The organism is Mesobacillus subterraneus, assembly GCF_020524355.2.
Taxonomy (GTDB): domain Bacteria; phylum Bacillota; class Bacilli; order Bacillales; family Cytobacillaceae; genus Mesobacillus; species Mesobacillus subterraneus_C.
Genome location: NZ_CP129019.1, coordinates 731,357 through 755,671, shown reverse-complemented (window position 1 = coordinate 755,671; position 24,315 = coordinate 731,357). Strand labels below are relative to the sequence as shown.

General features: G+C 42.6%; 28 protein-coding genes. 11 read left to right on the top strand and 17 right to left on the bottom strand.

The annotated features are described in order from the left end of the window. The first annotated feature begins 85 nt into the window (after nt 1–85). From LC048_RS03770 to LC048_RS03760, 3 genes are all read left to right on the top strand, one after another. On the top strand, nt 86–463 hold the full coding sequence (locus LC048_RS03770; protein ID WP_306049476.1) for a sporulation membrane protein YtrH: 378 nt from the start codon (nt 86–88) through the stop codon (nt 461–463). Between the two features lies 1 nt (nt 464). Then, the gene (gene ytrI, locus LC048_RS03765) at nt 465–968 is read left to right on the top strand and encodes a sporulation membrane protein YtrI (protein ID WP_226603588.1); all 504 of its coding nucleotides are present in this window, start codon (nt 465–467) and stop codon (nt 966–968) included. Between the two features lie 253 nt (nt 969–1,221). Beyond that, nucleotides 1,222–1,545 (top strand): hypothetical protein, encoded by a 324-nt coding sequence (locus LC048_RS03760; RefSeq protein ID WP_226603586.1) that lies wholly within the window; start codon nt 1,222–1,224, stop codon nt 1,543–1,545. 61 nt (nt 1,546–1,606) lie between these two features. Here LC048_RS03760 and LC048_RS03755 read toward each other — a convergent pair whose 3' ends face one another. Next, nucleotides 1,607–2,542 (bottom strand): DHH family phosphoesterase, encoded by a 936-nt coding sequence (locus tag LC048_RS03755; protein ID WP_306049474.1) that lies wholly within the window; start codon nt 2,540–2,542, stop codon nt 1,607–1,609. 357 nt (nt 2,543–2,899) lie between these two features. On the opposite strand from LC048_RS03755, the gene LC048_RS03750 reads away from it, so the two are divergent. Beyond that, on the top strand, nt 2,900–3,196 hold the full coding sequence (locus LC048_RS03750) for a YtpI family protein (RefSeq protein ID WP_226603582.1): 297 nt from the start codon (nt 2,900–2,902) through the stop codon (nt 3,194–3,196). Nucleotides 3,197–3,272: 76 nt separating this feature from the next. Here the strand turns inward: LC048_RS03750 and LC048_RS03745 are convergent, their stop codons facing one another. The 3 genes from LC048_RS03745 to LC048_RS03735 form a co-directional block, all read right to left on the bottom strand. Next, the gene (locus LC048_RS03745) at nt 3,273–4,592 is read right to left on the bottom strand and encodes a CBS domain-containing protein (RefSeq protein WP_226603580.1); all 1,320 of its coding nucleotides are present in this window, start codon (nt 4,590–4,592) and stop codon (nt 3,273–3,275) included. Between the two features lie 135 nt (nt 4,593–4,727). Continuing rightward, nucleotides 4,728–4,976: a hypothetical protein gene (locus LC048_RS03740; protein ID WP_226603578.1), complete on the bottom strand. Its 249-nt coding sequence runs from the start codon at nt 4,974–4,976 to the stop codon at nt 4,728–4,730. A 105-nt stretch (nt 4,977–5,081) separates the two neighbouring features. Continuing rightward, entirely contained in the window at nt 5,082–5,762 is a 681-nt protein-coding gene (locus LC048_RS03735) for a metal-dependent hydrolase (protein WP_226603576.1), read from the bottom strand. A 161-nt stretch (nt 5,763–5,923) separates the two neighbouring features. Here LC048_RS03735 and LC048_RS03730 point away from each other — a divergent pair, with 161 nt between their 5' ends. Then, a complete protein-coding gene (locus LC048_RS03730; RefSeq protein ID WP_226603575.1) occupies nt 5,924–7,021 on the top strand; it encodes a M24 family metallopeptidase in 1,098 nt (365 codons plus the stop codon). Between the two features lie 340 nt (nt 7,022–7,361). On the opposite strand, the gene queF is transcribed toward LC048_RS03730, so the two are convergent. Next, entirely contained in the window at nt 7,362–7,859 is a 498-nt protein-coding gene (gene queF / locus LC048_RS03725) for a preQ(1) synthase (protein WP_226603572.1), read from the bottom strand. Nucleotides 7,860–8,266: 407 nt separating this feature from the next. Between queF and deoC the strand changes: the two genes are divergently transcribed. The 3 genes from deoC to LC048_RS03710 all read left to right on the top strand — a co-directional run bounded on the left by deoC (nt 8,267) and on the right by LC048_RS03710 (nt 10,282). Further along, a complete protein-coding gene (gene deoC / locus LC048_RS03720; protein WP_226603570.1) occupies nt 8,267–8,941 on the top strand; it encodes a deoxyribose-phosphate aldolase in 675 nt (224 codons plus the stop codon). A 38-nt stretch (nt 8,942–8,979) separates the two neighbouring features. Next, nucleotides 8,980–9,402: a cytidine deaminase gene (locus LC048_RS03715; protein ID WP_226603567.1), complete on the top strand. Its 423-nt coding sequence runs from the start codon at nt 8,980–8,982 to the stop codon at nt 9,400–9,402. 265 nt (nt 9,403–9,667) lie between these two features. Continuing rightward, on the top strand, nt 9,668–10,282 hold the full coding sequence (locus LC048_RS03710; RefSeq protein WP_226603564.1) for an AmiS/UreI family transporter: 615 nt from the start codon (nt 9,668–9,670) through the stop codon (nt 10,280–10,282). A gap of 832 nt (nt 10,283–11,114) precedes the next feature. On the opposite strand, the gene LC048_RS03705 is transcribed toward LC048_RS03710, so the two are convergent. From LC048_RS03705 to LC048_RS03695, 3 genes are all read right to left on the bottom strand, one after another. After that, nucleotides 11,115–12,044 carry a manganese-dependent inorganic pyrophosphatase gene (locus tag LC048_RS03705; RefSeq protein ID WP_226602734.1) on the bottom strand — a complete coding sequence of 310 codons (930 nt, stop codon included), beginning with the start codon at nt 12,042–12,044 and terminating at the stop codon, nt 11,115–11,117. 189 nt (nt 12,045–12,233) lie between these two features. Then, complete coding sequence (ald, locus tag LC048_RS03700) at nt 12,234–13,355, bottom strand: alanine dehydrogenase (protein ID WP_226602735.1); 1,122 nt, start codon at nt 13,353–13,355, stop codon at nt 12,234–12,236. Between the two features lie 312 nt (nt 13,356–13,667). Beyond that, nucleotides 13,668–13,823: a hypothetical protein gene (locus tag LC048_RS03695; RefSeq protein WP_226602736.1), complete on the bottom strand. Its 156-nt coding sequence runs from the start codon at nt 13,821–13,823 to the stop codon at nt 13,668–13,670. Between the two features lie 106 nt (nt 13,824–13,929). Between LC048_RS03695 and LC048_RS03690 the strand changes: the two genes are divergently transcribed. After that, the gene (locus LC048_RS03690) at nt 13,930–14,379 is read left to right on the top strand and encodes a universal stress protein (RefSeq protein WP_226602739.1); all 450 of its coding nucleotides are present in this window, start codon (nt 13,930–13,932) and stop codon (nt 14,377–14,379) included. A gap of 56 nt (nt 14,380–14,435) precedes the next feature. On the opposite strand, the gene argH is transcribed toward LC048_RS03690, so the two are convergent. Next, nucleotides 14,436–15,806 (bottom strand): argininosuccinate lyase, encoded by a 1,371-nt coding sequence (gene argH / locus LC048_RS03685; RefSeq protein ID WP_226602740.1) that lies wholly within the window; start codon nt 15,804–15,806, stop codon nt 14,436–14,438. Further along, on the bottom strand, nt 15,803–17,008 hold the full coding sequence (locus LC048_RS03680; RefSeq protein WP_306049470.1) for an argininosuccinate synthase: 1,206 nt from the start codon (nt 17,006–17,008) through the stop codon (nt 15,803–15,805). Before LC048_RS03680 ends, argH begins: the two co-directional genes overlap by 4 nt. Before the next feature lie 207 nt (nt 17,009–17,215). On the opposite strand from LC048_RS03680, the gene LC048_RS03675 reads away from it, so the two are divergent. After that, nucleotides 17,216–17,533, top strand: a complete 318-nt coding sequence (locus LC048_RS03675) for a hypothetical protein (protein WP_226602743.1) — start codon at nt 17,216–17,218, stop codon at nt 17,531–17,533. A gap of 68 nt (nt 17,534–17,601) precedes the next feature. Then, a complete protein-coding gene (locus LC048_RS03670) occupies nt 17,602–17,736 on the top strand; it encodes a hypothetical protein (RefSeq protein WP_264188450.1) in 135 nt (44 codons plus the stop codon). Between the two features lie 15 nt (nt 17,737–17,751). On the opposite strand, the gene LC048_RS03665 is transcribed toward LC048_RS03670, so the two are convergent. From LC048_RS03665 to tpx, 7 genes are all read right to left on the bottom strand, one after another. Continuing rightward, complete coding sequence (locus LC048_RS03665) at nt 17,752–17,916, bottom strand: hypothetical protein (protein ID WP_226602744.1); 165 nt, start codon at nt 17,914–17,916, stop codon at nt 17,752–17,754. After that, nucleotides 17,913–18,437 carry a GNAT family N-acetyltransferase gene (locus LC048_RS03660; RefSeq protein WP_226602746.1) on the bottom strand — a complete coding sequence of 175 codons (525 nt, stop codon included), beginning with the start codon at nt 18,435–18,437 and terminating at the stop codon, nt 17,913–17,915. The genes LC048_RS03665 and LC048_RS03660 overlap by 4 nt, the downstream gene beginning before the upstream one ends. 844 nt (nt 18,438–19,281) lie before the next feature. Then, a complete protein-coding gene (locus LC048_RS03655; RefSeq protein WP_226602747.1) occupies nt 19,282–19,794 on the bottom strand; it encodes a MogA/MoaB family molybdenum cofactor biosynthesis protein in 513 nt (170 codons plus the stop codon). A gap of 4 nt (nt 19,795–19,798) precedes the next feature. After that, nucleotides 19,799–20,635 (bottom strand): EcsC family protein, encoded by an 837-nt coding sequence (locus LC048_RS03650; protein ID WP_226602749.1) that lies wholly within the window; start codon nt 20,633–20,635, stop codon nt 19,799–19,801. A gap of 286 nt (nt 20,636–20,921) precedes the next feature. Then, a complete protein-coding gene (locus tag LC048_RS03645) occupies nt 20,922–22,109 on the bottom strand; it encodes an acetate kinase (protein ID WP_306049467.1) in 1,188 nt (395 codons plus the stop codon). 248 nt (nt 22,110–22,357) lie between these two features. After that, on the bottom strand, nt 22,358–23,359 hold the full coding sequence (locus LC048_RS03640; protein ID WP_306049465.1) for a class I SAM-dependent methyltransferase: 1,002 nt from the start codon (nt 23,357–23,359) through the stop codon (nt 22,358–22,360). A gap of 290 nt (nt 23,360–23,649) precedes the next feature. Further along, nucleotides 23,650–24,150, bottom strand: a complete 501-nt coding sequence (gene tpx / locus LC048_RS03635; protein WP_226602753.1) for a thiol peroxidase — start codon at nt 24,148–24,150, stop codon at nt 23,650–23,652. Nucleotides 24,151–24,315 lie beyond the last annotated feature (165 nt).

The window sequence follows — 24,315 nt, the reverse complement described above, 5'->3', positions numbered from 1 at the left end:
TCATTATAGGCTTTTCAGGCAAAAAAAGAAAATATGTTCTCATTTGTTCGAGGAAGTTTAAACATATTAAAAGCAGATTGTCCATATGATGAACTACGAGGAAAAAATCTACCATTTACTGAGGGTGTTTAATGTGAATCAACCATTTGCTTCTCATTTATTCGAAGCCTATTTCATCGCGCTCGGTGTTTTGCTTGGCGGCTCCCTGATTGGCGGATTAGCCGCTTTTTTGACCGGTCAGCCTTTAATGACGGAAATTGCCCGGTTTTCAAGTTCTATCAGGATATGGTCCATCATTGCCGCGATTGGCGGTACCTTTGATACCGTCTACAGCTTTGAACGCGGACTTTTGAACGGTGAAACAAAAGATATTGTCAAACAATTCCTTTTGATCCTGACAGCTATGGGTGGTGCGCAGACTGGAGCACTGCTGATCAACTGGCTGACACAGGAGCATGTATAAAATGAGAATCCCCCCTTATTACCGCAGGCCTGAATGGCAGAGATTTATTTCAGGTGTAGCAGTTGGCGCCCTAGTTAGCTGGGTATTATTTTTATACATTAATGGTGCATGGATGGAAAAACACGCAAAAAAAATTGAGCAACAAAAAGATGAAATCGCCGACTTGCAAAGCGATATCAAAATCTGGATGGAAGATTATGAAGAATTAAACAAAAAGAACCAGGAGAACTTAACGGTCCAGGAAATTAAGGTGAAGATCGTCAACGATAAAAAATATAAGCAGCTTGATACGCTAAGCATCTACGAGATCGAGGAAGAGACGAAAGGGCAGTTGAACATGCTACTTGCCAAGGATCTGGATTCGGTTTTCAAAAGCAGGGATTTGATCACCAGAGTGATTGAAAACAAATCCATCAAAGTGAATGACAAGCGTTATAAACTGAAAATCAAATCAATGGTCATCTATACTTCTGTCAGCATCCAGGTGGAAATCAGCCTCGATTGATTGGCCGTGGTGTTGGCGGTGCAATAATTAGGGACGATTATCGGCAAGCTGTCACGATTCCGGCTTTATTTCGACTATGAGTTCCACCCGAAAGCTGTCACGACTCTGGCTTTATTTTGACAGCTTTGATTAGTTCATCAAGAAAGTTGTCTCAAACAGCCCCCAAACAAAGGTAATTTTCTCCAGTTGTTATCAGTTTGTGTGACTCCTTAATTAACCGGAAAAAATAAAAGTATAGACTGGAGGGATTCAGATGACTTTTAACAACGGAGCAGGAAATAGCGGCAGTGGTGTTGGCGGAGGTTTATTCCCTGCGTATGCAATGAATAACCGCGACCAGGAGAACCAGATGAAATTAAATGAGGATCAGTATGATGTATATGTAAATGATGATTTGGTCGGACAAAAAAGTCTTAAAAACCAAGGTGAGAATCTTTCTGACATCGATGGCTTCTTAAAACAGCAAGGAATCAGTGATTTTACAGCATCCCTTGATGGTGACCACTACAAGATCATGACAGATGGTTCTAAAGCGGAAATCGCCGATGCATTAAATGTTTATTTTAATAATAGATAAACGGTAATCGCAAGGTGCGCTTTTTCATTGAAGCGCACCTTGCTATTTTCTGATGGAGTTGTTATTCCTTGCAGGCTTGAATAAGATCAGCAAGAACATTGTCGACATCATCCCATGAATAAATGGATGCACCGGCGGCAAGTGGATGGTCGCCGCCATTATACTTCCTGGCGATCGTATTGATCACAGGTCCTTTGGAGCGGAGGCGAACCCTGATTTGGTCTTCTTCCTCAATGAAGAATACCCAAGCTTTAATCCCCCGGACATTTCCCAGCTCACTCACAAGCAATGATGCTTCAGATGGCTTGACTGAATACTGATCAAGCAATTCGCGTTTCATCACAACCTTAGCTGCACCATTTTCCAGCAGTTCGAAGTTCTGGAGGATGTATCCATTCAACTTTACTACATTCGGTGCTAATTCATACATTTTGTCGTAAAGCTCTGTACGCGAAAAGTTATAATGAATCAGTTCTCCCGCGTAGGCAAAAGTTTTATTGGTTGTGCTTGGATACAGGAAGCGGCCAGTGTCGCCAACAATTCCGGCATACAGCAATCTGGCGGCCTCCTCAGACATCTTCAGGCCATTCTCCTTAAAAGTAAGGTAAAACTCGTAGATCATCTCACTAGTAGAGCTTGCAGATGTATCTACCCACTGCAGGTCTCCATACGGATCTTCATTCGGATGATGGTCGATCTTGACAAGCTGCTCCCCTAAAAGATAACGCTCATCGCATATCCGCTCGGCATTGGCTGTATCACAGACAATAACCAGCGCACTTTTAAAAGCAGCATCTGAGATGGAATCAAGCCTCCTCAGGTAATTAAGCGATGGCTCCTCTGCACCAACAGTGTAAATATTCTTTTCAGGATACGAAGCCATCAGGATTTCAGCAAGACCTCCCTGCGACCCATAAGCATCAGGATCCGGTCTCACATGGCGATGGATGATGATCGTTTCATAATTTTCAATAGCTTCAAGTATTTGCTCTTTCATTAAAATGCTCCTTCACCTTATTCATATCTTAATTATGAACATATTTTTTGGAAAAGAAAAGCAGGAATACGATGACGGAAAGTGTTGGGCTAGAAAAAAAAGAGCGTTTTTTTCAGTTTGGAAATAAAAGGGTGGTTTTTGCGAATAAAGCTCATAGTTTGCGAATAAAGCTATTTTACTTGCGAATACACCATGGGTGACGGCGAAAAATCCTTGACCATAAGCAAATAAACACCATCCCACACTTTACTTTAGAGTATTTCAAACTATGCATTGGCCCAATGCAACGCAAACTGTATAGCATTCTGTTTGATTTAACGGTAAAATAAGAGTGATTCTGAATGTGGAGGAAATGCAATGCCTATTTTTGTACTACTCATCGTACTTTCATTTGTTTTTTATATTTTTTACAAGGTTAAGTATGTCCGCAGCAAACGCCCTGCTGAGCGAAAATGGCTATCAGCCAAGTCAAGCATCGCTTTGGGATTGTTCGTCGCACTATTTGGCATCAATCAACTGTTCCTTTTCCAGACTACTGTCACATATATCGTGGGAGCTATCTTCATTGCCATTGGTGCATTGAGCATCTGGGGCGGGATTAAAGCATATAAATTCTACCTTCCTCACGCTGCAAAGGAAGCTCAGGAAAATTAACCACAATAAAGCCGATCCGGTTAAGGATCTGCTTTTTACATCTATTAATGCCGGTTGTTCAGCTATTCCACATCCATTAGTGCCTGTCAATCAGCTGGCACATCATCATCGCTTTGCCGACGAGAACTCCGTCATTGAAGGCTTCGATATCGACCTTACCGAATTTCCTTCCCACCTCGAGAACCTTCGGATAAATTTCTATGACACTGTCAATCTGTACCGGCTTCATAAAATAAATCGTCATATTTTCGACAACAAGATCGCCTTTTTTATATCCCCTCAGCACTCGGTTCGCGGCCTCTGTAACAATGGTTGTAAACACGCCATATGACACCGTCCCAAGGTGGTTCGTCATCTGCGGAGTCACCTGGCAGCGGAAGATGTCTTCATCCTTAGTTTTTCCTTTTGCAAGGACCAGTTGGTTTGTAACCGTGTCATCAAGTGTTTCTCCTACCTGCGGCTGGCGCTGAATCATTTGCAGAGCCTTCAGTACATCCTGCCTGCTGACAATGCCTTGAAGCCTGTTGGCGTCATCCACTACCGGCAGTACCTCAATGCCTTCCCAAACCATCATATGGGCAGATGACGCGACACTCGTCGACCCGCTTACAGTCATCGGATTTTTTGTCATGATTTTTTCAATCAAAGTCTCTTGTTCGTGACCCATAACGTCCTTCGATGTGATCATCCCGATTACTTTCATATTCTGATCCACTACCGGAAAGCGGCTGTGCAGTGTTTCATCCTTATGACGATACCAATCTGATACCCGGTCATCCGCTTTGAGAAAAATGGTTTCAGAAACTGTCGTCAGAATATCCTCGACAAGGATGATTTCCTTTTTAATTAATTGATCGTAAATTGCGCGGTTGATCATTGTCGCCACTGTAAAAGTATCATAGCTGCTGGAAATGATCGGCAGCTGCAGTTCATCAGCCAGCTTTTTCACATGGTCCTCGGCATCGAAGCCACCGGTCACTAAAACAGCTGCGCCTGCCCTTAGCGCTTGCTCATGCGCTTTGTCACGATTTCCGACAATTAGCAGGTTGCCGGCTCCTGTATATCGCATCATTGCTTCAAGCTTCATCGCTCCGATGACGAATTTATTCAGCGTTTTATGAAGTCCGGCGCGGCCGCCCAGTACTTGCCCGTCAACGATATTGACGACTTCGGCAAAAGTAAGCTTTTCAATGTTCTCTTTCTTTTTCCTCTCAATCCTGATTGTGCCTACACGTTCAATCGTACTCACATACCCTTTATTTTCAGCATCTTTAATGGCTCTATATGCAGTTCCTTCGCTTACGTTCAGCGCCTTGGCGATTTGGCGTACCGATATTTTTTCTCCTATTGGCAATTCATCTATATATTGAAGTATTTGTTCATGCTTAGTTGCCAAGACTTTCACCCTTTATCATAATTTTCCGTACAAAGTAGTTCTATCCATTATCATTATAAGGTTTTAAAGGGTTGGATTCAATTTAATTAGGGTGTGAGGAGTTTTTAGGGCAAAAAGAAAAACTGACTGATCCACTCAGCCAGTATAAACGCGTGATTTTCTTTTCAGGTTGGCTTCCATTTTTCTGCTGTCTCTCCTGGCGCGCTTTTTTGGAGTGTATAAAAAGGCTCCCAAATTCCCTGCAAAGACGAGCAAAGCCAGGAACAGCCATGAACCGGCGAACAGTGCTTCTTTGCCTCCAATCTGGAAGTTTAGCTCCGGCAGAGCTATGTAAAGCATCACGCCGCATAACAACAAATATAGCAAGTAGCGGTTTTTCTTCATTTTCCCCCTCCTACAGGTTGTCTTAGTTTATATCTATGCTTCCACAGCTAAAAAAAGCATGTGAAATAAAAAAAGCTGCACAATTTCTGTGCAGCTCGGTCTCGGTTACAGTTCGATTGTCTCTCCAGCTTCAAGAACTGTGCCTTTATTTTTCTTAAGCATTTTCACAAAGGCATGTGGGTCTTGCTTAATTGGCGGGAATGTGTTGAAGTGAATCGGAACTACCTCCCTGGCATTAAGGAATTCTGCTGCCAATGCAGCATCTTCCGGTCCCATTGTAAAATTGTCGCCAATCGGCAGGAATGCCAGATCAATGGGATGTCTTTCACCAATCAGCTTCATGTCTGAAAAAAGCCCGGTGTCACCTGCATGGAACACGGTCTTCCCTTCTGCCATGAATAAGATCCCCGCCGGCATGCCGCCATAAAGGATTTGGTTATCTTCAGTGATCATGCCCGTACCATGAAATGCCTGTGTCATTTTCACTTTGCCAAAATCAAATTCATAAGCGCCGCCAATGGACATGCCGTGAGTGTTCAAGCCTTTCCAGCTTAAATATGTAGACACTTCGAAGTTGGCGATAACCAGAGAATCATGATTCTTCGCAAGCTCAACCGTATCCCCCAGATGGTCTCCGTGCGCATGGGTGAGGATGATGACATCCGGCTTCACGTCCTCCACCTTCAGATCAGTCAAGTCATTGCCTGTAATGAATGGATCAATCAGAATGGTCTTCCCATTTGCCTCAATTTTAACAACAGAATGGCCGTGATAAGATACTTTCATATTATCGCTCCTTTCAATCATTCATTAGATATTTCAACGTTACTTGCCTATCTCCTGCTTCTCTTCTGTATACCCACAGAATCTGATCGTTAAAAGTTTTACTTTTCACCGGCGAATTGCTACTCTCATAGTGTGATGTACATATCAGAGGAGGAATTTTTATGACTGAAAGATTGGCTGCATTATCAGGTTGGATGAAGGACAACAATGTCGACGTCACATTCGTCACATCTCCTGACAATGTATTTTATCTGAGCGGATTTTTAAGCGATCCACACGAAAGACTGCTGGCAGTTGCCGTTTTCCCAGATGCCGAGCCATTCATGATTTGCCCGGCGATGGATAAGGAAAATGCGAAAAATGCGGGCTGGGACATGGAAATCATCGGCTACAGCGATACGGATGATTCAATGGAACTTGCTTACAATGCCATTAAAAAGCGCGTTTCTTCCGTCAAGAAAACCGCCATCGAGAAGGAACAACTAAATGTAGAGCGCTATGAAAAAATGGCTGGACTTTTTGGCGGTTCCGAATTTGTTTCGGCGGAAGAAAAATTGCGCATCATGCGTATGGTAAAAAGCGAAGAAGAATTGCAGAAACTGAGGGTTGCATGTGAATTAGCCGACTTTGCCATCCAGACAGGAGTAAATGAAATACAGGAAGGCAAAACCGAGCTGGATGTCCTTGCGGCGATTGAATACGAATTGAAGAAAAAAGGCGTAACAGAAATGTCGTTTTCAACGATGGTCCTTACTGGTAAAAATGCAGCAGCTCCACACGGTACACCTGGACTGACAAAAATTAAAAAGGGCGACCTCGTCTTGTTCGACCTTGGCGTTGTAATGGATGGCTACTGCTCTGATATCACGAGGACTGTTGCTTACGGTGAGATCAACAAACAGCAGGAAGAAATTTATCATACCGTTTTAAAAGCTCAACTGACAGCCCTTGATACTGCACGAGCTGGTATTGCATGCTCAGAGGTCGATCTTGCCGCACGCCGTGTGATTGAAGAAGCTGGATACGGGGACTACTTCCCTCACCGCCTCGGACACGGACTCGGAGTCAGCGTCCACGAGTATCCTTCATTAACAAGCACCAATCCTTTATTAATGGAAAAAGGGATGGTGTTCACTGCTGAACCCGGAATATATGTACCAGGCGTGGCTGGAGTCAGAATTGAAGATGACGTGGTCATTACAGAGGATGGAATCGAAATTTTAACGAAATTTCCAAAAGAATTGGTTTTTGTATCGTAAAATGAACCCAAAACCGCCTGAGATCCTGGACCCAGGCGGTTTTTGTGGGTGAAAAAGTCAGTTCCGTAGCGTAAACACTCCGCTTATATGGCGGAAAGTTCTATTTTATAGCGAGTATCAGCTTTTTATAGCGGAAATTTCTTTTTTATAGCGAATTTATATTTTTTATAGCGGAATTTTTATTTTTTATAGCGGAATTTTTATTTTTATAGCGAAAAAAACTTTTTTATAGCGAAATCCCGATTTTTATAGCGAAATCCCGATTTTTATAGCGAAATGGAAAATATCCGTGCTTTTTTCCACTAAAAAAAGAGCAGCGTGTGCAGCTGCTCTTTCCGTATTAGCGATTATCCACTTTTTCCGGATACATATCATGGTTCATCATCCGGTAATCAGCCATTTCTTCGTACTTAGTACCAGGCTTGCCGTAGTTGGTGTAAGGATCGATTGAGATTCCGCCTCTTGGTGTGAATTTGCCCCAAACCTCAATATATCTTGGATCCATCAGCTTAATCAAATCGTTCATGATGATGTTCATGCAATCTTCATGGAAGTCACCATGGTTCCTGAAGCTGAAAAGATAAAGCTTCAGCGACTTGCTTTCGACCATCAACTTGTCTGGGATGTAGCTGATATAAATGGACGCAAAGTCAGGCTGTCCTGTAATCGGGCAAAGACTTGTGAATTCTGGTGTGTTGAATTTCACGAAGTAATCCCGGTTTGGATGTTTATTTTCAAACGTTTCAAGGATTTCAGGACTGTATTCAAATAAGTATTTCGTCCCCTGATTGCCAAGCAATGTTATATCTTTCAATTCCTCATCTTTTCTTCCAGCCATTTTAATTGCCCCCTATTATATCTGCAAACGCTATTCGATGCCAGGAACCCTGCTGATCAAATAAAAAACCATATCCTCTGGGATATGGTTGAATTAATCAAAGCCATAGTTTTTTATAGAGGGTGTCCGCTATGAACCTCTCCCGCGAATGCAGGATGATTTATTCATTTTTATATAGCAACTATAATGAAATACCAATTCAAAGTCAAAAGAAAATTTTGATATGAAATATGACAAATTCATGTATTTCCATATTTTATTTTTACATATGTTCACGAGGTTATTTACATATGTTCACCTACCTGATATATTATTCATGTAAGTAACACATAATAAATTTGTGCGATATATTTTCTTCATAATGAAAGCGTTTCAACATATTTTTTATACGGAAAGGGTTTGAGCAAATGACTAAAGATTTGGCAAGAATGATCGACCACACATTACTTAAAGCGACTGCAACCGAAGCGGAGATTGTAAAGCTGGCTGAGGAAGCAAAAGAATATAAATTTGCTTCTGTTTGCGTTAACCCAACATGGGTTAAGAAAGCTGCTGAAATTCTTAAGGATGCTGAAGGTGTAGAAGTTTGTACAGTAATCGGCTTCCCTCTAGGAGCTTCTACTTCTGAAGTAAAAGCTTTCGAAACAAAGGATGCAATCGAAAATGGTGCTACTGAAGTGGACATGGTCATCAACATCGGCGCATTAAAAGATAAAAAGTACGATGTAGTTGAAAATGATATCAAGGCTGTAGTTGACGCTGCAAAAGGCAAAGCTTTGACTAAAGTCATCATTGAGACTTGCCTTCTTACTGACGAGGAAAAAGAAATGGCATGCAAGCTTTCTGTTAATGCTGGAGCAGATTTCGTAAAGACTTCAACTGGTTTCTCAACAGGTGGAGCAACTGTGGAAGACATCGCCCTCATGAGAAAAACCGTTGGCCCTGATCTTGGCGTTAAAGCTTCAGGTGGAGTCAGAAGCCTTGAAGATGCACAAAACATGATTGAAGCTGGCGCAACTAGAATTGGTGCAAGCTCTGGCGTGGCAATCGTAAACGGCCTGACTTCTGAGTCTTCATACTAAGCATTAACAAATATTCAATTGGGAATGGAGAATGGACGATGGATAAAAAAACGCTTGTTGAAAAAGCTATCGAAGCAAGAAACACAGCATACGTTCCATATTCTAAGTTTCAGGTTGGCGCCGCAATCATCACTAGCAATAACCAAGTCTATCTTGGCTGCAATATCGAAAACGCCTCCTATGGTCTGACTAACTGTGCTGAAAGAACAGCTATTTTCAAGGCTGTATCAGAAGGCGATACTGAGATTAAAGCTATTGCAGTAGTCGCAGATACTGAAGGGCCCGTTTCTCCTTGCGGTGCCTGCCGCCAGGTAATTGCAGAGTTTGCAACTGACGAAACAAAAATTTACCTTGCCAATCTGAATGGCGATGTAAAGGAAACGACAATCAGCGAAATCCTTCCTGGATATTTCACATCTAAGGATATGGATAAGGTTGATCTGTCCAAGAAAATGGTTTAATTGATTCATTTAAGTTAACAAGGGGCAACTCCTCTATCCTAACGGGTAAAAGAGTTGCTCTTTCTTATTCGATTGCATAGACCGTTGCTTTCCAATTACATGCTCATATCACCATGCCTAAAGAGATTAGCGCTCTTTTCGTGGAGATTTCCAACCTTGAGTGAATAACTATCTTTAAAACTCTGGCTCTGAAACAACAAAGCCACCACAAGAACCTTGATAAAGGAGGAAAGAAGCTGGCCCATCAATTGGGACGGCAAACATCATGGGAGACGCAGGTTTATTATTATCAGGTGCAGCACTTTTCCTGAACAGCTTGATGCTTTTAGGGAAGGCAAATGCAAAAAGTGTGGCAATATTCAACTTATTCATCGGGGCACTGCAAGTGATTGTTCCGTTTTACTTGATTGCTGTATCTGACCAGAACAACTGGACGGTGTACAGCCTGGCAAGCATCTTTCTTTTTGGTTTTACCTATTTATATGTCGGTTTGACATTATGGAAAGACCTTGATGGCAGCGGACTGGGCTGGTATTCCTTCTGGGTTGCAGTCCTTGCCGTCATTTATGCAGCTGTAGCATATGCATATTTTGAAGATCTCGTTGGTGCTTTGACATGGCTTATGTGGGCGTATCTATGGTTCCTGTTCTTCCTTTCAATGGGGCTGAACAAGAAAATCGACGTCTATATAGGCAAGGTGGCGATGGTCCAATCATGGCTGACTTTGACATTCCCGGCACTGCTGTCCATGACAGGACTATGGAAGACGGATCAGGTTGCCAATGCGTGGATTTACTTCTCAATTGCCGCTTTTCTCTACTTTGCATATATAACATTGAGACTGAAGAAAGCTTCTGCCAGAACCGAGAAGTTTGCATAAAACCTAAAAACCGTCCCGCCAAATTGGCTAAACCATTCTGTTTTAGGGTGCATATCATTCAAATGACAATAAAAATGGCGTGTAAACTGACATCAGTTTTGACACGCCATTTTTCTGATTTAATGTATTTTCGGATCTAAAATATAATGGTTCTTATTCAACAAAGCACCCGTTTATTCCACACCATAAAAGAACGGACCCTAGTGAAGGGATCATCATGGGCTGATAAATAAGCGGAGAAACTTCCCTTATTTAGAAAATGGCACGGAAAACAGCTTAAATAGACGGAAGATTTCCGCCTATTTACTTGAAAAACATAAAAAATTGGCAATCGTGCTTGCTTAACCGGAAAACCTCCGCTTATTTACCCCTCACCGAGCTATACTCTACAGTTTAACCGGATATTCTCCGTTTATATTTAGGATTGTTTGTTACTCAATTAAGGTTAAGTCTTCCCTTGTTCTAGAAAAAATCAATCTTCCGCTAACTGCTCCCTTCGGTGAGAAAAAAATAAAGTAAAATTCCATGTTCATCGTTATACAGGCTATACTTGAATGCAATGTTCGTAGAATGGAACCCTTAAATTGACTTCCGGACTGGTCATAAAATTGACAGTGGAAATGACCGTCATTATTCCTTGTACAACAAACATTGTCAATGGCATTTACTATCATTTTGCAGGTGTTAATTTGTAATGAAATGGCTTATAAATCCTGGCACAAGAGGAAAAATGGCGTGGACAATTTCCACGCCATTTACTGTGCCATTTTCGCCATATACACCTCAAAACGGAACGGTTTACAAGTTGGCAAGGACGGTTTTTCATTATGATTTACTTCGTAAGTACATTTGTCAATACAGGAACGACCTGCTTCTTGCGTGAAACGACGCCTTTAAGTGTCGCTGTATTATTTTCAAGCGCAACATTGAATGCTTCTTCAACAGCAGCAGCCTTTTCACCAATCGCAAGCGCTGCGGAATCATTTGTCAAGATATCGGTAATCACCAATAAGAATAGACTAAGATTCTTTTCTGTCACTTTATTGATCAATGCCTCTTCAAGCTCAACCTTGCGCAAAAGAACATCATTGACATCAACAGTGTTTACCTGTGCGATTTCAACCTTGGAATCTCCCATCTGGAATTCCTTGGCATCAAGGGAAATAAGCTCTTCGATTGTTTTGCTGCTAAGATCCGCACCGGCTTTTAACATGTCCAGACCGTATTCTTCAGCATCCACACCTGCAATTTCTGCCAATTCTCTTGCTGCCGCAACGTCCTGGTCAGTGCAAGTAGGAGACTTGAACAATAATGAATCAGAGATGATTGCAGAAAGCATCAGGCCTGCGATGTCTTTGTCGATTTCAACATTGTTTTCCTTATACATCTTATTCAAAATTGTCGCAGTGCAGCCTACTGGCTCAACTCGGAAATAGAGTGGATCGCTCGTCTCGAAATTTGCCACACGGTGGTGATCGATAACTTCGACGATTTGAACATCTGTAATGTCATCAGCGCTTTGTTGGCGTTCGTTGTGGTCAACAAGAATGACTTGTTTTACCTCTTCTGAAACTCTGCCTGCGAGACGCGGTGCTTCAGCCTTGAAGTAATCCAGTGCATATTGAGTTTCTCCATTGACCTGGCCCAAACGCACCGCTTCTGCATCAACACCAAGCTTTTGCTTTAAATTAGCATAGGCGATGGCAGAGCAGATTGTATCCGTATCAGGATTTTTATGTCCAAAAACAAGTACTTTTTCCATCATGACACTCCTCAATAACAAATTAACACGGGCACTCTAGCAAATGAACCCGTATATCCCATAAATAATATACGCTAAAATTGAAAGATTTTAAACAGCTTTGTGCTAAAAAGCATGGCTTTTCACTCCTGTTATAACGGAAATAGAGCAAATAAAAGATCCGGAATATTTCATCCGGATCGAGAAAAATTAGATTTGCTCTAACAATGTTTTTGTTTCAGAGTAAACGAGGTTGTGTGCTTCAGCTACTGCCTGGTAAGTCACATAACCATTAAGCGTGTTGATTCCTTTTAACAATGCTTCATTGTCCATGCAAGCCTGCTTGTAGCCTTTGTTCGCAATCTGGACAGCGTACGGCACTGTCACATTAGTCAGCGCGATGGTTGATGTTCTAGGAACTGCACCTGGCATGTTTGCAACAGCGTAGTGTACAACGCCATGCTTTTCATAGGTAGGATTGTCATGTGTCGTGATCCTGTCAGTTGTTTCGAAGATTCCACCCTGGTCGATGGCGATATCGACAACGACAGAACCTGGGTTCATCGATTGGATCATTTCTTCTGTTACAAGCTTAGGAGCCTTCGCGCCTGGAATCAAAACTGCACCGATGACAAGATCAGATGCTTTGACTGCTTCAGCAATGTTTAATGGATTGGACATTAGAGTTGTAATGTCAGATCCAAAAATATCATCCAGCTGGCGAAGACGGTCTGGATTCAGGTCGATCATTGTGACATGAGCACCAAGGCCGACAGCCATTTTCGCTGCATTCGTGCCAGCAACGCCGCCACCGATGATTGATACTTTCCCTCTTTGTACACCTGGAACGCCTCCAAGCAGGATTCCCTTGCCGCCGTGTACCTTTTCAAGGAATTGAGCTCCGATTTGTGTGGACATACGGCCAGCAACCTCACTCATAGGTGTAAGCAATGGAAGTGATCCGTTAGCCAGTTGCACAGTTTCATAAGCGATGCCGACAACCTTGTTCTCGATCAAAGCCTTTGTCAGCTCTGGTTCTGGAGCAAGATGTAAATATGTAAATAAAATTAAGCCTTCACGGAAATAACCATATTCTTCTGCCAGAGGTTCTTTAACCTTCATGACCATATCCTGTGCCCATGCTTCTTCTGCACTTTCAACGATCAGCGCACCGGCTGCTTTGTAGTCCTCGTCAGTAAAACTAGAGCCGACTCCAGCTTCAGTTTCAATATAAACTTCATGTCCAAAGTTTACAAGGTTTACTACTCCCGCAGGCGTCATAGCCACACGATTCTCATTGTTTTTTATCTCTTTAGGTACACCGATACGCATTATTGCATACCTCCTATAATAATAATTGCCCTACCATTTCTACCCTTCCACCACTATATCATTTTTTCATATTATGAAATAGGAAAAATAGGTTCAGCAGCCCAGGATGAAAACACTTTCATTTTAGTAGAAAAAAATGCTTTTGGCAAAACAATTCGTACAAAATTCCCTAAAATATACTATTCTGTATATTTTTAATTTTGGAGAAAGTAAGAAAGGCTTGCTAAGCTATCGTTTCTTAGCAAGCCGATTCATTCCATTTAGCCAGTTTGAAAAGGTTTCCGTATTAAGAAGTACCTCTGAAAACTACTTCTATCTATGTTCCTCGTTGTTTTCTACTGCTGCTTTCATCTGTCCCTGCGGTACTACCCCGCTGTTGTAAGAATCCATGATTTGCTGGCTTACCTGCATGACACCCTGATCATCGTAATCATAAAACGACCGACCTTGCTGATCTTTTTTTTCCATATGAAATCCTCCTTCAATATGATGCTTGCATTAGATAGTTTTCGTTGGATTGTCACAGCTATACCAATGAAAGTGTTGTATAATATAGGTAAAGGAGGCGAGAGCTATGGCGCTTTATTATAAGAATATTTTAGTTGCCGTTGACGGTTCTAAACAAGCAGCATGGGCATTTAAAAAAGCCATTGAGATCGCAAAAAGAAACGATGCAAGTCTGGTCATGACCCACATAATCGATTTACGCACTTTCGCTACAGTTGAGGCATATGACCGCACTATCTCAGAGCGTGCGACACAATTTGCTACAGAGTTGATGGAAAGCTACAAACAGCAGGCAATCGAAGCTGGTATAAAAAACGTAGAATATGACATCGATTATGGTTCACCAAAGGTCAAGATTGCGAAAGATGTTGCAAAGAAATATAACGCCGACCTGATTATCTGCGGAGCAACAGGAATGAATGCAGTGGAACGCTTTTTCATTGGAAGTGTCTCCGAGCATATCACCCGCTATTCATCATGTGATGTCCTGGTTGTCCGTACTGATAAAGAAAATTAACTCAATAAACATACAAAAAAGCACGCAGCTTTTGAGAGACTGCGTGCTTTTTCCATTTATAGAGATCTTTTGGCTTTTTCGATTTGGATTTTCACCTGTGAAAATCCTGTACCTCCAGCGCTGTTTCGTCTTTCCACTGCATTATAAGGGTTCAATGCATCATAAATATTTTCATCAAATAAAGCATTCATCGACTTGTATGCTTCCAGTGGCAGTTCTGCAAGAAAGCAGCCTTTCTGGATACATTCAAGAACAAGCTTGCCAACGATTTCATGCGCCTCACGAAAAGGTACTCCTTTTGCTGCCAGATAGTCAGCCAGCTCCGTCGCATTTGAAAAATCATTCTTGATCGATTTTTCCATTATCTCCTTTTTCACTTTCATCGTACTGATCATGCCAGCAAAAATCTTCAAGGAGCCCCTTACTGTTTTGACAGTATCAAACATGCCCTCTTTATCCTCTTGCATATCTTTGTTATATGCTAAAGGCAATCCTTTCAATACGGTCAAGAGCCCCATCAGGCTGCCATAGACACGGCCTGTTTTGCCGCGAATCAGTTCAGCCATATCCGGATTCTTCTTCTGAGGCATGATACTGCTGCCTGTCGTAAAAGCATCTGATAACTCGATGAATTGGAACTCCTGACTCGACCACAGAATGATTTCCTCGCACAATCGTGACAGATGCATCATTAAAACCGAACTGCCAGAGAGGAATTCAAGTATAAAATCGCGGTCACTTACAGCGTCAAGGCTGTTTTCATAAATGCCTTCAAAACCGAGCATTTCTGCTGTCATATGGCGGTCGATTGGAAAAGTAGTTCCTGCAAGCGCCCCTGCACCAAGAGGTGAAAGATTGATTCTTTTCATGCTATCCATATAGCGCTGTTTATCCCGGTCAAGCATCCAAAAGTAAGCCATCAGATGATGGGCAAAAGAGATTGGCTGGGCTCTTTGCAAATGTGTATAGCCGGGCATCAGTGTTTCGATGTTCTGTTCTGCCTGCTCAACCAACGTTCTTTGGAATTCAGTGATCAGCTCGATGATTTCGGATACCTGTTCTTTAAGATATAAATGCATATCCGTCGCCACTTGGTCATTCCTGCTTCTTGCCGTATGGAGCTTGCCGCCAGTTGGACCAATCAATTCAGTCAGGTGATGCTCAATGTTCAGGTGGATATCCTCAAGCTTAGCTGAGTATTTTAATTCGCCTTTGAATGCTTTTTGCTTTAATTCTTTCAATCCTTGGATGATTACATCCGCTTCATCTTCGCTAATGACCCCGCACTTCGCTAGAATTGTGGCATGGGCGATACTTCCCTCAATATCCTGGCCCGCCAGTTCCTGGTCAAAGCCAATCGATGCCCCAAACTCATCGACCCATTCCTCTGCGGATCCGGCGAATCTGCCTCCCCATAATTTCTTCACACTGTCACCTTCTTGCCCTGTACCATGCTGTGAACAACTGTTGGCAGCCCCCATAAATTGATGAATCCAACAGCAGCATTGTGGTCGAACTCATCATCCGCCGTGTAAGTAGCCAGCTTTTCATTATATAAAGAATACGGAGATTTTCTGCCTTCAATAATCGCATGCCCTTTGAAAAGCTTGATACGGACAGTACCTGTGACATGCTTCTGGGTTGATTTCAGGAAAGCTGCCAGTGCTTCCTGAAGCGGTGAGAACCAGAGTCCTTCATAAATTAATTCTGTCATTTTCTTCTCAATTACTGGTTTAAAATGGGCTACTTCTTTGACAAGCGTGATATCCTCAAGTTCCTTATGTGCTTTAATCAAGGTCATCGCGGCAGGTGCTTCATATACCTCACGCGACTTGATGCCGATAAGACGGTTTTCCACATGATCAATCCTTCCGACTCCGTGCTTGCCTGCAACAGCGTTCAGCTCAAGGATCAATTCTGAAAGAGTATATACTTTGCCATCAATCGCTTTTGGTACACCTTCAACAAATTCAATCTCGATGATATCAGGGGTATCCGGCGTGTCTTCAAGCTCTGCTGTCAATTCATAAGCCTCAACTGGAGGCGCTTGCCATGGATCTTCAAGAATTCCACATTCATTGCTTCTTCCCCAAAGATTCTGATCAATCGAGAACGGGCTGTCAAGATTGATTGGGATTGGGATGCCATTATTAGCTGCATATGCAATCTCTTCCTCACGTGACCATCTCCATTCACGGACTGGAGCAATAACATTAAGATCCGGGTTCAGCGCTTTGATTGATACCTCGAAACGCACCTGGTCATTTCCTTTCCCTGTGCAGCCATGCGCGACAGCTGATGCACCTTCCATTTCGGCTATTTCTACTAGTTTCTTAGAAATCAATGGACGTGATAGTGCAGATATGAGCGGATATTTCCCTTCGTACAATGCATGGGACTGCAGGGCGAAAAGTGCATAATCATTGGCGAATTCTTCTTTGACATCTAGCACATATGACTGGATCGCACCGACCTTCAGAGCTTTTTGTTTTATGAAATCAAGATCCTTTCCTTCACCAACATCAAGGCAGCAAGCTATTACTGCGTAGCCCTGATCCTTCAGCCATTTGATTGCTACAGATGTATCAAGCCCGCCGGAATAGGCAAGCACCACTTTATTATCAGTCATTTTTCTTGCTCCTTTATCCGAATATTTATTCATCGTATTAAATTTTTATTCACGTTTATTAAGTTAACAGGTTTTCGGGCACTTTTCAAGATAAAATATATTTTTTATTGACCTCGTGAATGGCTCTCGAATTAGACTAGTGTGGAAGCAGGTTTGAAAGTATAGTAGAATGTAAGCAAGATTACCGGAATGGGGGCACCATTAGAAATGGAACAATATTTTCTTTTTAACAGCCGACTTGGCATTCCCCTGCCAGAGATAAAAGAAAACTGGGAAGAATATGATCTTGATACACGACACGGAATTCTCCTCCATTGGGAAAAAATTCGCGGCAGCATTCCTGACCGGATCGCAGAGCTTGAAAATAAAATCAACCTGAAACAATCTCAGCTTTCAGATGAAAGCAACTTTATACGCTCATGCGAACTGAACAGTGAAATTTCAGAGCTCGCGTCCATCATTAATGACCTCTGGCTCTGGTATCGCACCCAACAGGATATTTCATCAGAAAAAATGCATCGATAGCATGTTGATTCCAGAACAAAGAGCGCATGCGCCTCGTTCAGCCCCGACAAGCGCTGGAGGGCCTGACAGTGAAGTCGTTCTTCGACTTCATTGGCAGGACCGAAGCGTCTCGAGGGGCTAAGCGCTGGAGCTGGATTAAGAAAACTACATGTAGTTATACACACTTAAATAATTTTATAATTTCCTTAACAATAAGAAAATAGCCCGGAATCTCTGGGCTATTTTTTGTTTTTACTTTCATTAAAAGAATATACGGCACCAATCATCAAAGCTGCCCCTGTTAATCTCAACACCCCATTTCCGATTCCACTGAGTTGATGAATGGTCGAACCAACGAGAATACTGCCAATAAACACAATAATAATCGTGATTAATAACCTCATATATGCTCCTTTTGAAGTTTCTTACCCATAATGACATAAGAGTCTTTATCACCGTTTGGATCAAATGCATTGTTTAAAACGGTCCACCCCAAGCTTTCATATAGACTCCGAGCAGGACCATTATTATGTTGCGTTGTTAATACCGCTGTCTTATGTTCTACACCGTCTAACAACCGGGTTACCAGCTGTTTTGCCAGCCTTTGATTCCTAAATGTAGGATGCACCCCTAATTCAACGAACTCAAAACAATCCGCTAACCAGTATTGATAGCCTTCAGGGCTGAACGCTTTCGACAGCAGTCCATGATAATATTGACCCGGCTGAGAAAAGTAACCATAAGCATAACCAGCCACATCCCCATGCTCAGAAATTGCTACAAAACCTTTATAGCCATCATAGCCTGCATGCCTCATCACTCGCTCCGTGACGGTATTATCTTCTTGATTCCATACCTGTTGATATAATACCGCTACCTGGTTCACTAATTCTTGATCTCTATTAATTTCTCTATAGTTGAACATCTTTTGGCTCCCCCACAACTGTTATTTTGACAGCTTTGCTTGTGTTCACTTCAAACCTGTCACGATTCCGAGGTTTTTTTGACAGCTTTGGCCTCTTCCTCCTCAAACCTGTCACAATAACGGTCTTTTCTTGACAGCTTTGGCCTCTTCCTCCTCAAACCTGTCACAATAACGATCTTTTCTTGACAGCTTTGGGCTCCTTCAACTGAAACCTGTCACAATAACCGCCTTTTCTTGACAGCTTTAGCCTCTTTCAACTGAAACCTGTCACAATAACCGTCTTTTCTTGACAGCTTTAGCCTCTTCCACCTGAAACCTGTCACAATAACCGTCTTTTCTTGACAGCTTTGGTCTCTTCCTCCTCAAACCTGTCACAATAACGATCTTTTCTTGACAGCTTTGGCCTCTTCCACCTGAAACCTGTCACAATAACCGTCTTTTCTTGACAGCTTTGGACTCCTCCTCCTCAAACCTGTCACAATAACGATCTTTTCTTGACAGCTTTGGGCTCCTCCTCCTCAAACCTGTCACATTAACGGTCTTTTCTTGACAGCTTTAGGCTCCTTCAACTGAAACCTGTCACAATAATGGTCTTTTCTTGACAGCTTTGGGCTCCTTCAACTGAAACCTGTCCAAAATTCCCTACAGACTCCCTTTCTCGTACCCCTCTCAAAACCTATCTGAACTTGAACCTACTTCTGACCGGTTCGAGATTGTTCTTTAACAAACACTGTCACCTTCCTTTTATCTGGAAACTCCATACAGTAATTCGACCATGTTTTCAAAATTCCTTTGTATACACAAAAAAAAGATGAAACCCATAAGGCTTCATCTCTGTCATGAATTATAAATCTTTTGTCAGTTCTCTTACAACGTGTCCGATTTCAGGAATGATCAGCTTTTCCATTGCCAGGCGAACTGCACCCGTTGATCCTGGTGTTGAGAAGACAGCTCGGTCATTGACGACTCCGGCTGCAGCACGTGATAGCAGCGCCGCCGAACCGATATCCTCGGTATAGCTTAGCATGCGGAAAATTTCACCGAATCCAGGTATTTCTTTTTCAAATATGCTCTGGACTGTTTCGATTGTGACGTCACGCTTGGCAATCCCTGTGCCACCGTTCGTCAGCACGACATCAACTTCGGAGTTGCTGCATCCTTTCAACACTTCAGATTTAATCGGTTCTGATTCATCTTTGACAATCACGTAATCGACAATCTTATGACCCGCAGCCTCAAGCATTTCCATCATCAGCTTGCCGCTTTTGTCTGTATCAGGCGTTCTTGTATCGCTTATTGTTATGACTTTGCAGCGCACCTGGCTTGGTGCAGCTTGTTTGTGTTCCTGTGTACTCATAACTCTATAGTGCTCCTTTTTCTTTGAAATATCTCATCTGGTAAAACTTATGCGCGAAGTCAGTCACCCTTCTCGTCAATTGATAGTTTGCCCCAGCACCGATCGCCATGCTGATCACTGGCATGCCCTGGACATGCTTTTTGCGGAACATCAGGATTGCCATACCCTTGAAAATCTGTTTAATTGGCTGCTCTAGCCATGTCACATCTGTCAGATCATCATTGCCTTCATAGAAATAATAGTCTTCTGCCTGTTCGAGGTCATTCTTCAACTCTTCCCAGCCAGCGCTCTGCATCCTCGAAGGCATTGTCGCAGTATGAAAAACTTTCAAAGCGATCATCATTTCAAATGGAGTATTCACTTCGAAACCATAGGTCATCGCAACCAGCTGAACAATCCGTAAATTAATGACCGCCATCGACGGCATATCTGCTCCTAGCACAAGATTACCACCACTCCCTGACATACCGCCCTGGACGAAGGAATAGAGTCTGTGTCGGGCAATTTGCTGTTTGGCAATGAACTCTAGCTGTTCAATCGGCAGCTCCCTTAAATCCTGAATGGTATCAAGGTCAGGCTGGAAAACCCGCCCCGCGGAAAGAATCCGTTCCTTTGCATCCATCTGCAGCTGTGAACCCTGAATCAGGGAATGAAGATGGAAAAGCCAGCCGTCGAATAAGGTGAAAAAGCGTTCCTGCACCTCATCTGGCAAAAGCGAAAAAGATCGTTCAAGATATCGATCATACGCTAATTCAAAATCATTCGGTTCATAATCGTAGAGATTGTTTTCCCAAACACTTAATTCATCCAGCACCTTTTGTTCCCGTTGAGTCAAAGGCATTGAAAAACCTCCAGCAAATCAGAATTTTCTTCCAGTATAGCACAAGAAAAGCGGAAGCGCCTTGGTCAGCCCCGACAAGCGCTGGAGGGCCTGACAGTGAAGTCGTTCTTTGACTTCATTGGCAGGACCGAAACGACTCGAGGGGCTAGGCGCTGAAGCTGGACAAAGAAAAGCGGAAGCGCCTTGGTCAGCCCCGACAAGCGCTGGAGCTGGAGCTGAATTCAATCCGAATTCCTTTCTACATAAAAAGGCAGAAGCTTCTGCGCTTCTGCCTGAGAGATGTGATTTATTTTGCCAAACGTACGACATCACGAGCAATCATGACTTCCTCGTCTGTCGGGATGACCATTACTTTTACTGGAGAGTGCGGGTAGCTGATGAAAGCTTCTTCTCCGCGCACCTTGTTCAAAGCTGGGTCCCAGTAGATGCCCATGAACTCAAGACCCTGCAGTACACGAGCACGGATTGCCGAACTATTTTCGCCAATGCCGGCAGTAAAGATAATCGCGTCAACACCGCACATACGGGCTGCATATGAACCGATGTACTTGTGGATTCTGTCCGCGAAAACTTTTAGCGCAAGCTCAGCACGTTCATTTCCATTTTCTGCTTCGTCTTCGATGTCACGAAGGTCACTTGAGAATCCCGATACACCTAGCATACCGCTTTCCTTGTTCAGGACGTCCAATACTTCATCAGCATTCTTATCCGTTTTTTCCATAATATATGGAATCAAAGCAGGGTCAATGTTACCTGAACGAGTTCCCATTGTCACACCTGCAAGCGGAGTGAATCCCATTGATGTATCAATAGATTTACCGCCTTCGATCGCCGCGATACTTGCACCATTTCCAAGGTGGCAGGAAATCAGGCGCAAGTGCTCGACTGGACGGCCAAGCATTTCTGCTGCACGCTGGGAAACATACTTGTGTGATGTGCCATGGAAACCATATTTACGGATACCGTACTTTTTATAATAATCGTAAGGAAGACTGTAAAGGAAAGAGTTCTCAGGCATTGTCTGGTGGAAAGCTGTATCAAACACAGCAATTGCCGGTACATTCGGAAGTACCTGCTGGAATGCACGGATTCCAGTCAAGTTAGCTGGATTATGCAGCGGGGCAAGCTCTGAAAGCTCCTCGATTTTTTGTAAAACTTCTTCGGTGATCAATATAGAATCGCTGAATTCTTCACCGCCGTGAACGACACGGTGGTCGATTCCTTCGATTTCATCAAGTGATTGGATAATTCCCAATGACGTCAATTTATCAAGAAGGATTTTTACCGCAACCGCATGATCAGGGATATCAGTAACTTCCTTATTTTTTTCTCCATTCACTGAAATAGTGAAGATCGAATCCTTAAGTCCGATTCTTTCTACAATACCTTTAGTGATAACTTCTTCGCTTGGCATTTCGAACAGTTGGAACTTTAGTGACGAACTGCCCGCATTAATTGCAATTATTTTAGACATTTGTACCGCTCCTTTTATATAACAACCTGATTAAAATACAGTTAAATAGTACACCATTATTGTGTGCTACAGGCCGAAATTATATCTCTCATTTCCCCATTTAAACACTGTCTTTTTCACATTTCAAGCAAAGTTTTACCAAACGGGAAATGAGTTTTTATTCAGATACTTCTAATGATTTGAAAAAAACACTGCCAAGTTTTTTATACCATAAACAAACGGAAAAAGAACCGGTTAATTAGCCGGTTCTATTGCTTTACAGCTTTATTTTCGCTGAACCATTGATCGATTTTATTCAGCATCCTGTTTACAGCGGAGCCGTCCGATAGTTTTGGAAGCTCGGCCAGAAGTGCCTGCTTTGGTGCTTTCACTTCTTCACCGTGTTTCTGCAGGATTAAGATACTTTTAGCTGCCTGTTTGTTTTTAAACAATGAAGCAGGAAGCTGTAAAATACCCTGGACAATCAAATGGTTTTTAATGAATTCATGAAGCATAGGAGCTTGTTCACTTTCAAAAAGACCATTAGGAATCATGAAGAACAAATACCCGCCTTCTTTTACATGCTTAGTACTTTGCTCGATAAACATGTGATGAGAGTACGTATAGCCTTCTTTTGCTTTTGCTTTTACTTCATATTGTTCCGCTCGAAGGTCATTTGGATAGTAGCCTACTGGAAGGTCACAAATGGCCACATCTGCTGGATCGACAAACAACGGTTCAAGACTGTCCTGATTGAAAAACTCGACAGGATGCTTTTGAAGATTGGCATTCACGAAAGCCAGACGGATCAGCAAGTCATCAATTTCAACACCAACAGAATCGATTTCCTTGTCTGTCTGCTGGTTCAAAACCGTAGCCAGCAAGTTCCCTGTTCCCACTGCTGGATCAAGCAGCCTGAATGACTTCTCGGCGACAAACTTATTGACCAGGTAGCCGATGAACATGCCGACAGAATCAGGTGTCATTTGATGGTTCGGCTGCACATGTTCCTTCATGCCCTTCAAAATCGCAAGCTGGAAGCCTTTGCGGATTTCTTCCTTGCTAAAAGAATCAAGGTTGATCTCCTTGTATACTTTTTCAAGCCTTTTCTGTGTCACTTCATTTAGTTCGTCTTGAAGCACTGTGCCCTGAAACATGTTTTCACCGGTTTCAGCCAGCGCCTCTAAATATGTACATGATAACTCATCTTTTAAAATATCTGCACTTGTATTGAACGCAGTAAATAATTGTTCGACCGGAGTCACACTCACTTTATTTCCTCCTGATTTGAATAGATATTTATCTATTTTAGCTGTGTTTCGCCTTACGTACAAGGCATATGGCTGGAGCAGGTTTTGCTGTATCAGATATTCTATCGGACACTTTTCTCGGTTTACACCTTCCATTTGTCCGATTTAGAGCCTTACTAACGAACACTTTTCTCGGTTTACGCCTTCCGTTTGTCCGATAGGAAGCCTTGAATCGTTGGAATTTATACATTCTCACACTCAAAGCAAAACAAGCCGCAGTTTTTTTCTGCGGCTTGTTTCCAAAGTTGTGTTTAGTTCGCTTGTTTTGCAGCTTCGATTGCTGCTTCGTAGTTAGGGTGGTCTGTTGCTTCGCTTACATACTCAACGTATGTTACTTTGTCGTTTGAATCCACAACAAATACTGCGCGTGCTAGTAGGCGAAGTTCCTTGATTCCTACTCCGTAAGCTTCACCGAATGAAAGCTCGCGGTGATCAGATAGTGTCTGGACTTTATCGATTCCAGCCGCTCCGCACCAGCGCTTTTGTGCGAAAGGAAGGTCCACGCTGACTGTCAAAATCTTAACGTTATCAACGTTTGCAGTTTCTTCATTGAAACGGCGAGTCTGCGCATCACAAACTCCTGTATCAAGTGAAGGAACAACGCTGATCAAACGTACTTGTCCTTTTGAATCTTGAAGTGTCACTTCAGAAAGATCGTTTGCAAGCACTTTAAAATCTGGTGCCTGGTCTCCAACCTTCACTTCATTTCCTAATAATGTAACTGGGTTCCCCTTAAATGTAACAGATGCCATACCTGCTCATCCTCCTTGTCCATTATATGTACAGTGTTAATATATCTTTTTAAAAATTTTTTTGCAATTATTTTACTAAACGGAGACCAAGACCCAACATACATAGCTAAGCCGCCTTTCCGCTGGAAAAGGCAGCTCCCTGTTAAATTGTTGGTTTTCCCGTTA